The 14,129-nt window shown below is 47.1% G+C and carries 10 protein-coding genes and 1 pseudogene; 3 read left to right on the forward strand and 8 right to left on the reverse strand.

All coding sequences use genetic code 11. From position 1 onward, the window contains the following. Positions 1–75: 75 nt before the first annotated feature. Positions 76–795, forward strand: a complete 720-nt coding sequence (locus BLS23_RS07865; protein WP_089651998.1) for a DsbA family oxidoreductase — start codon at positions 76–78, stop codon at positions 793–795. 72 nt (positions 796–867) lie between these two features. Here BLS23_RS07865 and BLS23_RS07870 read toward each other — a convergent pair whose 3' ends face one another. Together BLS23_RS07870 and BLS23_RS07875 are read right to left on the reverse strand one after the other, a co-directional pair. Next, a complete protein-coding gene (locus BLS23_RS07870; protein WP_089651999.1) occupies positions 868–1,320 on the reverse strand; it encodes a hypothetical protein in 453 nt (150 codons plus the stop codon). Between the two features lie 3 nt (positions 1,321–1,323). After that, positions 1,324–2,133: a DUF3100 domain-containing protein gene (locus BLS23_RS07875; protein ID WP_089652000.1), complete on the reverse strand. Its 810-nt coding sequence runs from the start codon at positions 2,131–2,133 to the stop codon at positions 1,324–1,326. Positions 2,134–2,283: 150 nt separating this feature from the next. Between BLS23_RS07875 and BLS23_RS07880 the strand changes: the two genes are divergently transcribed. Then, complete coding sequence (locus tag BLS23_RS07880) at positions 2,284–3,705, forward strand: hypothetical protein (protein WP_089652001.1); 1,422 nt, start codon at positions 2,284–2,286, stop codon at positions 3,703–3,705. A gap of 247 nt (positions 3,706–3,952) precedes the next feature. After that, complete coding sequence (locus BLS23_RS07885; protein ID WP_089652002.1) at positions 3,953–5,323, forward strand: LVIVD repeat-containing protein; 1,371 nt, start codon at positions 3,953–3,955, stop codon at positions 5,321–5,323. A gap of 179 nt (positions 5,324–5,502) precedes the next feature. Here the strand turns inward: BLS23_RS07885 and BLS23_RS07895 are convergent. From BLS23_RS07895 to BLS23_RS07920, 6 genes and pseudogenes are all read right to left on the reverse strand, one after another. Then, positions 5,503–7,237, reverse strand: a pseudogene (locus BLS23_RS07895) (beta-galactosidase). Continuing rightward, complete coding sequence (locus BLS23_RS07900) at positions 7,238–8,188, reverse strand: aldose epimerase family protein (RefSeq protein ID WP_089652004.1); 951 nt, start codon at positions 8,186–8,188, stop codon at positions 7,238–7,240. A gap of 13 nt (positions 8,189–8,201) precedes the next feature. Then, positions 8,202–9,710 carry a UDP-glucose--hexose-1-phosphate uridylyltransferase gene (galT, locus tag BLS23_RS07905; RefSeq protein ID WP_089652005.1) on the reverse strand — a complete coding sequence of 503 codons (1,509 nt, stop codon included), beginning with the start codon at positions 9,708–9,710 and terminating at the stop codon, positions 8,202–8,204. A 15-nt stretch (positions 9,711–9,725) separates the two neighbouring features. Beyond that, entirely contained in the window at positions 9,726–10,715 is a 990-nt protein-coding gene (gene galE / locus BLS23_RS07910; protein WP_089652006.1) for a UDP-glucose 4-epimerase GalE, read from the reverse strand. After that, complete coding sequence (locus BLS23_RS07915; protein ID WP_089652007.1) at positions 10,712–11,884, reverse strand: galactokinase; 1,173 nt, start codon at positions 11,882–11,884, stop codon at positions 10,712–10,714. The genes galE and BLS23_RS07915 overlap by 4 nt, the downstream gene beginning before the upstream one ends. 17 nt (positions 11,885–11,901) lie before the next feature. Continuing rightward, positions 11,902–14,118, reverse strand: a complete 2,217-nt coding sequence (locus BLS23_RS07920) for an alpha-galactosidase (protein ID WP_244157120.1) — start codon at positions 14,116–14,118, stop codon at positions 11,902–11,904. Positions 14,119–14,129: the final 11 nt, after the last annotated feature.

Here is a 14,129-nt window from a genome sequence, read left to right on the forward strand (position 1 = left end):
TCTCAAACAGAATCATGGAATTCCGTCGACGGGCATCGTAAAATGGAAGGGAATCTAATGAAGAGGTGAACGTCAATGAAAATAGAAATTTGGTCAGATTTCGTCTGTCCTTTTTGTTATATCGGAAAACGCAGGTTAGAAGAAGCATTGGAACATTTTCCGGGCAAACAGGTGGATGTCGTCTATAAAAGCTTTGAACTTGACCCGAATGCCGAGCGCAACATGGGAAGAAACATGCATGAGAAACTTGCCGCTAAATATGGCCGGTCTTTGGAAGAAGCGCGTGAGATGACGCAGAACATGACCGAGCAGGCGAAGATGGTCGGTCTCGATTTCCGCTTTGATTCAGTCGTACCGACGAACACGTTCGATGCTCATCGAGTATCTCAATTAGCCAATGAAAAAGGATTAGGCAAAGCTTTTGCTGAACGCTTTTTCAAGGCGGTTCTGACGGATGGCAAAGATATCGGCGATCATGAAACGATTACAACGCTCGCGGTAGAAGTAGGACTCGACCGTGATGTCGTGGCTTCTGTCCTTGAGGGGGCGGATTATTCGGAAGCGGTTCGCCGTGAAGAAGCAGAAGCACAGCAAATCGGCGTCCAGGGCGTACCGTTTTTTGTCATCAACCGGAAATACGCCGTCTCTGGCGCTCAGCCGACGGAAGTGTTCGTTCAAGGGCTTGAAAAAGCTTTTGCAGAGGAAGAACAGACACCTGCTTTTGAGGATTTATCTAGTGAGAGCGGAGCGGCTTGTACAGAAGATGGCTGTGAAGTGCCTGGGGAAAATAAATAGGAAGAAAGCCGCGGGGGTTCCGCGGCTTTTTTTGTTGCATCAGGTTAAATCGTTGCTTACTTGAGTTAGGCGTTATATGATTCCCTGGAACGTTAAGATGGCTTCAGCGATGAGTGCGGAACCTAAAAATGTGCCAAGCATGACACAAACCGCGACGACAATGCTGCGCCATCCGAGTTTGACAAAGTCTGTCCAGGAGCGGCCGATCGCGATTCCTGCATAAGCGAGAATCGGTGTCGTCAATGCAAGCAGCTCCACCTCACTTGTTGCGGACACGATATACTCAGATCCCGGCATCCACGGCATAGAAAGGAGCACGCCGACGAGTGCCACGTAAGCGATACTTGGCAGCGAACCTGGAAGGACGTCACCTAAGATTAATCCAACGAGGCAAATACCGATGAGAATAAGCATTCCAGGTATAGCGCTTGTTGGTAGGATTTCATAGCCGATCCAGTTTCCAGCAAGCGCAACCACTCCGAAAATCCCCAGCAGCAAAACCCATTCTTGTATATTTTTCAGCATCGTTTACGCCCCTTTCCTTACACTTGTGTTGTTTTTCTTCTTTGTCATGAGTTGATATAAACGTTCCGTAAGTGGCAGGCCGATAAAGATGCTCATATACAACCCTGTCGATAAGGATAAAAGGTTACTCGCCCCTGCAAAGGCGAGGATATCATTTTCCATTCCCGGAAAGGCCGCAACGAGAGACCCACTGGCAGCTGCCATCATGCTTCCGCTCCCGATTCCAGAAGCCATTGCGAAAGATAACGGGTGGAGCGGTGTCCACGTAGCAAGAAAACCTGAGATCACCCCCATAAAGACAGCTCCGAACACGGTCCCGAATATGTAAATCGCCATGACTCCGCGCCCTTCGGGTGAGTTGAATCCATACTTGTCCATAATCAATCCTACGTTCGGTTCACGCGCAACCGAATGGGCCATCCCGATGCTTTCGCGTTTCAGCCCCAGCCAAACAGCTACAGGCAAGGCAATTAAAATCGTTCCGAGGTTTCCGAATTCCTGTAAGAGTAAAGCAGGGCCCGCTTCAATGATCTGCGGAAGCGACGGACCGATGATGACACCAATTTTCGCAATGAGGACTGTGACTCCAAGCACGATGAGCGGTTCCGCATTTTTCGACTGTTTCTCTTTAATCACTGGTGTGAAAAATAAAGCAAGACCAATAATGATGGCATAAAGCATCGGTAATAAAAGAACGACACCAGGGCCGACATTGAAGGAGTGTGTACCGATCGTTTCCGTTAGTAAGACGATGGCGAGTACAATGGCATGCAGCCTCCAATCTTTCCAAATGTTCGTCAGTTGTTGTTTCATCGATGATCCCCCCTAAAAAAATAAATAATACTAATCATTATAATGTTCAGAAAATTTATTTCAAGGTCAATTTTTGACAAAAAGAGAGTCCTCCCGGTTCACCCCTCCAGAACTGATTGAATAGCCTATGTAAAAAGAGGAGGCATTTTTATGGAATTGACAATGTCTCATTGGATTTACGGGTTATTCACACTTCTCATCATCTTGACGATGATTTTCCGTAAAGGGGTCGTGCTCCCCACTTTACTCGGTACTTTTTTGGTCGCCTGGATGTTTAATGGAAGTTTGATCAGCGGGTTTGTCGGTGTTTTCAATGCCAACCTTGTGGCGGCAAAAGAATTGTTCAATATCTTTTTGATCATCACCTTTATGGTCGCCCTGCTGCGTTCTTTGAAAGATCTCGGGGCAGATACAAGGATGATCCAGCCGATTCAAAAAGTGATGATCAACAGTCATGTATCGTTTTTCATTCTCGTTGGGGTCACTTATGTCGTCTCGCTTTTCTTCTGGCCGACTCCTGCCGTTCCGCTCATTTGCGCACTCCTTGTACCTGCTGCCATCCGTACGGGGATGCCTGCGATGGTGGCTGCGATGGCTGTGGCGCTTGCCGGACAGGGAATGGCGTTGTCTTCGGACTACATCATCCAAGTGGCTCCTGAGCTCTCTGCAAAATCAGCTGGGATCGATACGGGCAGCGTCATGGACCAGGCCCTTCTTTTATCGGTGGTTACAGGTGTCGTAGCCATTGGTCTTGCTTATTTTTTCAACAGGAAAAGTTTCCGTACCAAAGATGACCCTCAGAACCAACAGGAAATTGTTCAGATGCAAGGGCTCAAAGAAACAGAAGAAACGACAAGCTCTCGCGTTCATGTCTGGAGTAAAGTTTTTGCCGTTCTCGTCCCGCTTTCCATGCTTGCCGTAATGATTTATATGGTTTCGACCAAGCTCGGCTCAGGACGAATGGGTGGATTTGAAGGAGGAAACGGAGCGGCCTTCATTGGAGGCGTCGCCGTTGTTTTACTGTTGCTTTCCAGTGTTGCATTCGGAAAGCAGAAAGCACTCGATGATGTGAGTGAGCATATTACGGAAGGGTTCGTTTTTGCCTTTAAAGCGATGGGGCCCGTGATTCCGATTGCCGGTTTCTTTTTTCTTGGCAGTGGTGATTTTGCCAAAGATATTCTTGTCCTTCCTGCTGAATCGACTCCTTCCTTCTTGTTCGACCTTGTCCAATCAAGTCAGGATTATTTGCCACAGAGCGCCTTTTTGACCGCGTTTAGTATTTTGATCATCGGAATCATTACCGGATTGGATGGCTCCGGTTTCTCAGGACTTCCGCTTACCGGTGCGTTATCTGCCTCACTCGCAAACGGCACGCTTGACGCTTCGACCCTTGCTGACATCGGACAGATGGGATCCATCTGGACAGGAGGCGGGACCATCATCGCCTGGTCCTCCTTGATCGCGATCGCCGGATTCTGCGGCGTCCCCGTTATGGAGCTTGTGCGGAAAAACTTCTTCCCAGTCATGCTCGGATTAATCATCGCTACAACCTTTGCTTTGTTGGTGTTTTAGTTTCCTTTTTTTGGTGTACCAGGTCATCCATTTTCTGGATGACCTGGTACACCAAATTTTGTCAATCACCCTTTTCTCCTTAATTATACTTTTGGTTTGTATTTCTTTAGACACACGAAGGATTTGAGAATCAGGATAGATATCCTATGGACTACCTGTTCATTTGATTCATTTTTCTGAATATTAATGAAATTAAATTCCTCTCGTGTTATATTTTGGAAGTAATTTCATTAGAGGGGGAAATTTGATGAATAAAAAACACATCGTTCTCAGTTCAGCTATGGCTGGGCTTCTTGTCTTTTCTGCTACACCGACGACGTTTGCCCATGATATGTTTGATGATGCCTTTGTAGAGAAAGGGCAGGAGGGATCTCAAGCGCTTAATGAGATTCCTGTTTTGGAAGGGACGAAAAACGTGGGGAACTGGAACGAAGTCGGTTCTGCGCAGTTGAAAAAATATGACGGAGTACAAAATAATACCGCTGACGTATATGCTTATGACGGCTATGCTTATGTTGGTACACATACAAAGAACGGCGGCGAAGGTGGCGTTCGTATCTTTGATTTGAAAGACCCATCCAATCCTGTTGAAATCGCCAAGTTTGCCGATGACATTCCGGGCACATGGCAGGAGAAGGTCATCGTTAAAAAAGTGAACACGAAAGAATTCAAAGGAGACCTTGCTGTCGTAAGCGTCCAACAACTTAACCGCAGCAACCCTGACTCTAAGGGTGGTTTTCTTTTGTATGATGTATCCAATCCTGAGTCCCCTGAAAAACTTGGTTTCTGGGAAATGGACAAGCGCGTGCCAGGCACCCATGAACTTTATCTGACTGTGAAAGAAGGAAAGCCTTTCGTGTTAGCAGCAAATCCATATGCGGATCTCTTAACACACGGCGAAGAGAAAGATTTTGCTTTAGTTGATGTCAGTGATCCTTCTGCTCCGAAAACGATTTACGAGTTCGACCCACGTATTCTTCCTGAAGTCGATGAAGACTTTGATGGATACAATTGGAATTCTCCTGATGGGAAAACACGCCCCGTCTTCAACCACAGTACGATGACGGATAACAATGGAGATACCGCCCTTCTTTCCTTCTGGGATCTCGGTACGATCATTCTCGATATCTCTGATCCTTACAACGTGAAGTTTGAAGGTCGGACAGACTATGCCCCGGACGTCCAGGGTTCTGCACACTCCGCTGCCCTTGCGAAAGGTGGGAATGTGCTGATTGAGACACGCGAAGTGTACAACCCTACGAAAGAAGGCTATGAAGAATCCTACGGCTACACTAGAATTTTTGATATTAAAGATAAGCAGAATCCTAAGCTGTTGAGCACGTTTAAGACAGAGCTTGTCGATGACGTGGAAGATGGTATAACCTTCGCTAACACCGTCCACGATCCAAAAGTTCATGGCAACACCTTATATCTGTCCCACTATGCGGGAGGCATTCGTGCCGTAGATATCACGGATCCCAGCAATCCGGAGCAGGTTGGTGTTTATAATCCAGCAGGCGGTTATTTCTGGGGGACGTTCGTTGATCGTAACTACGTGCTCGGATCGGACATGAACCAAGGTTTGAAAGTTTTGCAGAAGAATAACAGCGATAAGTAAACCATAGAGCCTCTCGTTTATACGGGAGGCTTTTATCAACCAAAATTACGATATATCAATTAAATTTTAGATATATCAATTAAAATCTACATATATCAACCAAACTCCTAATATATCGGCCAAATCAAAAATATATCAATCAAACTAAAAAAGTGCAGGAGCTCTCTCCTGCACTTTCTCTATCCCTTCACAATTCTACTTTCAAATGGACCCAGCTTTTCATTCCCACACGACTTTTCCTTATCGCTGTGATTCATCAAGAATAGGTAGGAATCTCCACCGATATGACGGCGGTACACTTCCACATCGCGATCGGATTCAATCGTTTCAATACCACAGTCACTCGTCACATCGGCAGCAATCTTCTCCAAGGCCTCTTCACTCAAGCCCCCGCCGACGTAGTAGACGTTTCCTTTTCCAAACGTGTTCTTCGTCACGGCTGCATATTGTTTGTAAAATTGATCCTGATACGAATAAAGCGTTTCTGCTTGTTCAGGAACGAGAAGGTCGCGCCAGACGGAAATAGACGCTGGTACCTGAAGTCCTGCCAGGTCCAGTCCGCGATCTGATCGGTGCTCGTGTCGAGGAAATCGAATCCTTAACAGCTGCGCATCAGCTTGAATTGCAAGGGGAAGGATCGTTCGCAAGCAATTCTTCGTTGAAGTCGAAGTCTTTGCTTTGGATTTGTGAACGCCATGACCAGATGTTGTCATAATCATAGAGGACCGCCACATCAGACTTGATGTCCGCATTCAACAACTCGTCATGCTCTTTGATTTCTTTGAAAAGGGATTGTACCTCTTTATATTTGCGTCCATATACGTTGTCATGATCAACGACACCGTAGCAAAACTGCTCAGCGCCTTTCGTCATGCCACGCCAACGGAAATAAAGCATGTTGGAACAGCCGTGTGCAAATGCTTGATACGACCACATTTTCGCCTGATTCGGTCGTGGCAGATAGCCGATGACATCATGGCCCTGGGCTCCCATCAGTTCTTCGACGATCCAATAGTTTTGATCAAGCAAGCCACGGTTGAAATCATGCGTCATCGCAATAGCTTCTGGAGGGATCGGTTTTTCGAGGCCGCCCCACACCGGGTAATTATCATAAGATACGAAGTCCATCGGCTTCACATTTTCCTCGTGGTCGAACCATTTATCGAAAAATCCACCGGAAACGTTCGTCGTCACCGTCTGATGGCTTCCTTTGTGCTCCTTCACAATCGCTGTCATTTCGTGGGTGAACCCGTTGACAGAAGCGGAACGGAAGCGTGCCCACTCCATTTTCAATGTTGGATTGTGAGTTGTCACGGTTGGCTTCGGTACCGGGATTTCAGAAAAGTCGTTGTACGTCTGTCCCCAGAAAATTGTTCCCCACTCGTCATTCAGCTGATCCACGCTTTCGTATTTGTTTTCCAAATACTGATGGAAAGCGCCATGACACTGGTCGCAGAAGCACATGTCACTTCCTTCATGACCGAATTCATTGTCAATCTGCCAGGAGACAATCGCTTCTTCGTTCTTATAGTGCTGAACAAGTTTTTTCGTAATCCCCGCCGCGTATTGACGGTATTTATCTGAGTTGAAACAGTATTGACGGCGACCGCCGAACACCCTCGTGTTACCGTTTTCATTTTTAGACAAAATGGAAGGGTGTTTTTGAGCGAGCCAGGCTGGGAATGTCGCTGTCGGTGTCCCGAACATGACATCCAGGCCGTTCTGTTTCGCTTTTTCAATCACACGATCGAAGTAGGAAAAGTCAAAAGCGCCTTCCTCTTTTTCCATGAGATGCCACGCAAATTCTCCAATTCGGATGATGTTCGCGCCCATGTCTTTGATGCCTTGAAAGTCTTCATCCATCATTTCTTCCGGCCAGTGTTCCGGATAGTAATCGACACCTAAATACGTCATTTATAAGCCTCCTGTCTCGATGTTCAATGTCCACGTATAAGAGCCGTGGGCCGGGATGTAAGATACTTTGCCGATTTTTTCAGCAAGATACACATCGTCGTATACGCCTGTGCAAGGTTCCAAGGCGATATTATGCTCTCCACGGTAGCCGCCGCGCGTTTTCCAAACGCCGAGATACGGCACTTTATTTTCAGGAAAACGATACGTCAATTTTCTATTCAAGTTGGGTTGGACGAGCGAGCACCATCCTTTAGAAAGTGGCTCTGTGAAATAAAATTTCTCTGCCGTCCCTTCTTCCATCGGCTCAAGCTCGCTGAGGTTGATCGTGTTTCCTGTTTTCGCTGACTTTGTTTCCGGATAAGCGTGTGTCGTTCCCCAGTCGCCGAGGTGCTGGGATCCTTTTTCCACGTTCATGACTTTCTTCAAGTCTTCCGGCACTTCGATGGCTGTGTGTTCATCAAGATTGAGCAAGGCATGCGGCGTCCAAATGAATGGAAAAGGCTCATCACTCTTGTTGATCGCTTCATATTTGATTGTGACGCCATCGCCGTGCAGGCAGATTTTCTTTTTTAATGCATAAGGGAATTCTGGACTGTGGACCTCAAGCGAAACCCCATCATAGGTCGCTTTATATTCCCATGGAAGCGTCCATACTTCACCATGATCGGGAATCTCCCTCCAGTCTGTCGGATGAGGGCCCTTGTCGATCCCAGGAAACATTTCGTCAAAACCACTAGAATCATACTTGGAGAAATCCGCTCCGTACGGCGGGATTTCGAGATTCGGACGATCGGTCTGATACAGCCATTCATAATCGGCTTCTTTATCAAAAAAGCTGACCATCTTCCCTCCGTATCCCGGTAGGATCACCGCTCTTACACTCTCATTTTCCAGTACAACGGCATCCAGACTCTTGAATTTTGTCTTCTGGTACGTACAAACATCGACCATGGTCACCGCCTCCTTAACCTAATTGTTTCATGAAACGCCGGAACGCTTCCTTCCCTTCTTCTGTACGTTTGAACACCCCTGCATGTTCCAAAACTGTAGAAAATCGTTTGCCGATTTCTTTCTGCATTTGTTCCCAAACGGCTTGTTCTGATGTTGTTTTCCACTTGATCTCTTTCGCCCACGGCACGTGTTTCGCGACAGCTCCATCATTCACCGCAGCGTCTAACTTTTCTTCTTTGATGAAACGGCTCAACTGCTCCATTTCATCAACCAATCGTCCTGGAAGCACGGCGAGACCCATGACTTCGATCAGACCGATATTTTCTTTTTTAATATGATGCACTTCTTCATGAGGATGGAAGATTCCCATCGGATGGGATTCGTTCGTCCGGTTATTTCTAAGGACGAGATCAAGCTCATAATGCCCATTTCTGTAGCGGGCAATCGGGGTCACCGTGTTATGAGGTTCGCCCTCCGTCTCTGCATAAACTTCCACTTTTTCATCGGAATAGCTGCGCCACGACTGTAAAATGACGTCTCCGAGTTCAGATACCCGGTGACGATCTTCCCCTCTCAGTCGAATGACAGACATCGGCCAGCGTACAATTCCTGCCTTTACATCTTTGAATCTTGAAATATCGCACGTTTCTTCCACCGGTGCTTTCGCCATTGGGAATTCATGGTGACCGCCCTGAAAATGATCATGATTCAAAATCGACCCTCCGACGATAGGCAGATCTGCGTTCGAGCCGACAAAATAGTGAGGCAGCTGATCCGTGAAATCAAGGAGACGATCAAAGCCTTCCTTGGAGATCTTCATCGGACGGTGTCCCCGTGATAAAACGATCGCATGCTCGTTGTAGTACACATACGGGGAATACTGCAGGAACCAGTGCTCGCCTTCGAGATCGACAGGGATAATCCTATGATTGTCTCTAGCCGGGTGGTCGAGCCTGCCGGCGTACCCGACATTTTCTTTACATAGCAGACAATCCGGATAAGACGCTTGTTTCTTCGCTTTCGCAGCTGCGATTGCTTTTGGATCTTTTTCAGGCTTTGATAGATTGATCGTAATCTCTAAATCTCCATATTCCGTCTGGCTGTACCAGTGCTTGTTTTTAGCAATGCGGTCTGTGCGGATGTAATGGGAGTTCTTGGATAGTTGATAAAAATAATCCGTCGCTGCTTCCGGTCCTTCTTTTTCAAATTTGTAGTAGAAGTCCCGGTTCACCTCCGATGGGCGCGGGACGAGGATATCCATGATTTTCGCGTCAAAGAGATCCCGGTCCGTGACGGTATCTTCCTCGATGATTTTTTTTTCAACCGCATAAGAAAGCATTCGTTCAAGGATGGCGACAGGAGTAGTATAGTCTTCGTCTTCATGAGAAACTTCCACGGAAGCGCCTTCAAGTTTGAACAAATGAAATAAACGGTTCCGGACATAATCGACATCCCATACCGAGATCATTTTTTTGTGCAGCCCATACTGAATGAGATGTTCAATGTCTTGATAAATCGTCATATCCTCACCACCCTTTTAATCTTCGTACCCATGTGGATGTTCTTGAAACCACTTCCATGCGGATTCTATCATTGTTTCGACTTCTGGGTATTGAGGCTCCCACCCGAGCTCTTTCCTCGCTTTTTCAGAGGAGGCAACAAGCTGAGCCGGATCTCCTGCGCGTTTCGGAGCTACTTCCGCCGGAACCGGGTGTCCTGTCACTTTGCGAACCGCTTCGATGATTTCTTTCACACTGAAACCTTGCCCGTTTCCAAGGTTGTAGATGGTGCTTGCGCCTCCTTTTTTCAAGCGGTCGATCGCCTGCAGATGAGCAGCTACCAAATCTTCGACGTGAATGTAATCGCGGATACAAGTACCATCAGCAGTTGGATAATCATCACCGAAGATCATGATCTTCTCCCTTTTTCCAAGGGCTACTTGTAAAACGATCGGAATAAGGTGGGTTTCCGGACGATGATCTTCCCCGATCCGCCCTTGGACGTCCGCTCCCGCCACATTAAAATAGCGGAGGACGGTGTACTGGATACCGTAAGCCTGTTCGGCCCACTTCAGCATTTTTTCAATGGCAAGCTTCGTCTCCCCGTAAGGGTTCGTCGGCTGTGTCGGATCGTTTTCCTGAATCGGAACCTGCTCCGGCTCTCCATAAACAGCGGCCGTTGAAGAAAAGACAATCCGTTTGACGTCATGTGCAGCCATGGCTTTCAAAAGGGACGTAGCTCCCCCGACGTTGTTATCATAATATTGAAGCGGCTTTTCTACACTTTCTCCAACAAGAGAATCGGCAGCAAAATGGAGCACAGAATCGATATCATTTTCATTGAATACGGTGTTCAGGAACGTCTCATTACGCAAGTCTCCATCATAGAGTTTCGCTCCATCCAGCACTGCGGGATGATGACCTGTCTGGAGGTTATCGACGACGATAACGTTTTCGCCCTGGTCCAGGAGCTGTGCTACGGCGTGACTTCCGATGTATCCTGCTCCTCCACATACAAGTACGGTCATATTTTCTCCTCCTCCAAACGTTTCGCTCCATCTCCAATTTCTACGACATAAAAATCAGCTTCTAAGCCTGTATGTTCTTGATACCGTCGTCCGACCGCTTCGATAAAACCATCCACATGCGTTCGTTTGACGATACTGATGGTGCATCCACCGAATCCAGCCCCTGTCATGCGAGACCCGACAGCCCCTTCGTACCAGGCCGCTTCGACAAGTGCATCCAGTTCTTTTCCTGTCACCTCATAATCATCTCGCAGTGATACGTGGGAGGCGTTCATTAACTTCCCGAACCCTTCAATGTCGCCGGCATTCAACTGATGGACCGCTTCAATCGTGCGCTCGTTTTCATAGACGGCATGTTTGGCGCGCTTCAGAACGGTCTCATCTTTTATGAGTGATTTGTGTGTTTCAAAATCTTCGACACTCAAATCTCCTAAACTATTAATAGAAGCGACTTGTTTCAATTGCTTCAGCGCCTGTTCGCATTCCTCTCTCCGCTCGTTATATTTGGAATCGGCGAGACCGCGGCGCTTATTCGTATTCGCAATGATCAACACATGGTTTTTGAGTTGAACAGGCGTGTACTGATAGTCCAGTGTGTCACAGTTCAAAAGCAGGGCATGATCGCTCTTCCCCATGCCAATGGCGAACTGATCCATGATTCCGCAGTTGACGCCGACGAATTCGTTTTCTGCTTGTTGAGCAAGCTGGACCATTTTGACGCGGTCGATCGATAAATCAAACAGTTCTTCCAGCACAACTCCTGTGACAAGTTCAATCGATGCTGAAGACGAAAGCCCAGCACCATTCGGAATGTTTCCATAAAAAGCAAGATCAAGTCCTGTATCGATGTCGTAGCCGGCTTTTCGAAAAACATCGATGACGCCTTTCGGATAATTGGCCCAGTCATGATCTTCCTCATATACAAGTCCTTCTAGATGAGATTCGACAATTCCTTTGTCTGGAAAATTCATCGAATAAAATCGAAGTTTCTGATCGTCTCTTTTTCTTGCTGCTACATACGTTCCTACACTCAGAGCACATGGAAAAACGTGTCCTCCGTTGTAGTCCGTGTGCTCACCGATTAAATTCACACGACCTGGAGCGAAAAACGTCTGCGCTTCGTGTTCTCCGTTGAATTTCTCATAAAAAACGGAAAGTAAATCTTCCATTTCTATTCCCTCCTTCTTCATTTTTTCTCTTTGATAACGAAAAGCTGAGACTGGTGATCTCCGCTGCGTTCTGCTTTTTGATGATTCGCTCCATTAAATTCCACACCAAGTGGGAGTCCGTGATACATCAGTTCGTCACCATAAAATGTTGAGCTTGTTCCCTCTACTTCATACTGTTTTTCAGAATCCAGACCGCGCAGTTTTAAAACCTGATCGTTCTTCGGATTCGGGTAATAGTGAGCCCGATACCAGCCGACCACTGCCTGTGCTTTTTCTTCTGAGACCACCATCCAGGCCGTATCCTGATGGTTGAACGGATTGGACAGTCGGTAAAATGTGCCGGAATGAATCAAACGACGAAGTGATTGAAATTCGATAATTTGTTCTTTTACGATGGCCTTTTCTTCGTCAGTCAGTTGACTGGGATCGAATTCATAGCCGAACGTTCCGAAGTAGGCGACATCGGCACGGAACTTTAATGGTGTGTTACGGTAGGTCTGGTGGTTCGGTACAGCGGATACGTGCGATCCCATGCTGCACAGTGGATACACAAGAGAGGTGCCGTATTGGATCTTCAACCGTTCAACGGCATCCGTATCATCACTCGTCCAAGCCTGTGGAGCATAATAAAGAACCCCGGCATCAAAACGTCCGCCTCCGCCCGCGCAAGATTCGAACAATACATCCGGGTACTTCGTCGTCAAACGCTCATACAATTCATAAACTCCGAGAATGTACTGATGAAAAAAGTTGACCTGGTCATCCAGATATTGGGAATGTGGTTCTGTGATATTGCGGTTCATATCCCATTTGATGTAGTCGAGTCCAGTCTCTTCGATGAGAGAACTCATCCGTTCGAACAAGTAATCGACCACCTGAGGGTTGGCGAAATCGAGCACCTTTTGATTCCGTTCCAACGTCTGATGTCTGTGTGGTGGACCGACGACCCATTCCGGGTGCTGTTTCATCAGTTCACTTTCAGGACTGATCATTTCCGGTTCAAACCAGAGCCCGAACTGAAGTCCTTTCTCTTTTACTTTTTTCGCTAACGTTCCGATCCCGTTTGGGAGTTTTTTTTCATCGACAAACCAGTCGCCAAGCGAAGTGGTATCATCATTGCGTTGTCCAAACCAGCCGTCATCAAGGACAAACAGCTCGACTCCGAGATCTCTTGCTTCATCGGTGAAACGATCCAACTTTTCTTCATTAAAATCAAAATACGTCGCTTCCCAGTTGTTGATTAAAATCGGACGTTCTTTTTCCATCCACCGTGGTGCAATCAAATGCTTGCGGTGTAAGTCATGCAACGTCTGGCTCATTTCGTTCAAACCGTTTTCTGTATAAGTCAAAATCACTTCCGGGTTTTGGAAGCTTTCATTCTGTGCTATCTTCCATTGAAAAGCCTGTGGATGGATGCCCATCGTCAAGCGTGTTGTATCATAATGATCGACCTCAGCCTGAGCGAGAAAGTTCCCACTGTAGACGAATTGCATCCCAATCGCCTCCCCGCTGTCTTCGGTCGTCTCTTCCCTTTTCAAAGCGAGAAAAGGATTGTGCTGATGAGAGCTCGCCCCGCGCACACTTCCTATTGATGAAACGCCGGGCGTTAGTTTTCTCGTTTCGATGTGACGTTCCCGGGCCCATGCGCCTGATAGATGAACCATTTCATAATCAGCGTCAGGGAGGTCGATGGATGAAGACATGGAATGCTTCAAGGTCACCGACTCTTCACCATGGTTGGTGAGGCGGTTGCTTCTTGTGAGGACAGGTAGGTCACGGAAAATCGTGTACATGAGCGCCCACTCCACCTGCGCTTGGTCATCTTCGAGCGTAACCACAAGCGTTTCTGCTTCAGACTTTTCAGCGAAAGTTGCTGGAAGACCTTCCAGCTTCGGCTTCCCTTGTATTGTATGGTGGTGTTTATAACGAAAATCAGCGATGGATGCGCCGTTTTGTTCTTCTAAAATGAGCGCCGGCGTACGAAAATCTCCTTTTCCATAAACCGGTGCTTCCTGCCTGACGGTTTCCAATGAAAAACCAAGATCCCCTTCAAACGTATGTGTCGTCGAAGGGTTGGTATTTTCATAGTCTTGAAAGTGGCGGAAGTCCCGGTCTCGGAGTGCTTTGCCATAGTAGAGATGACCGAGCTGGCCGTTTTTCATGACGTGGAAAATGTAACTGATTTGACCGTTGGTTAGATGAAATTGTTGTGTTTCTTCATTAATAAAGATCAATGGCTGCTCCT

It is taken from the genome of Halobacillus aidingensis, from assembly GCF_900104185.1.
Taxonomy (GTDB): Bacteria; Bacillota; Bacilli; order Bacillales; family Halobacillaceae; genus Halobacillus; species Halobacillus aidingensis.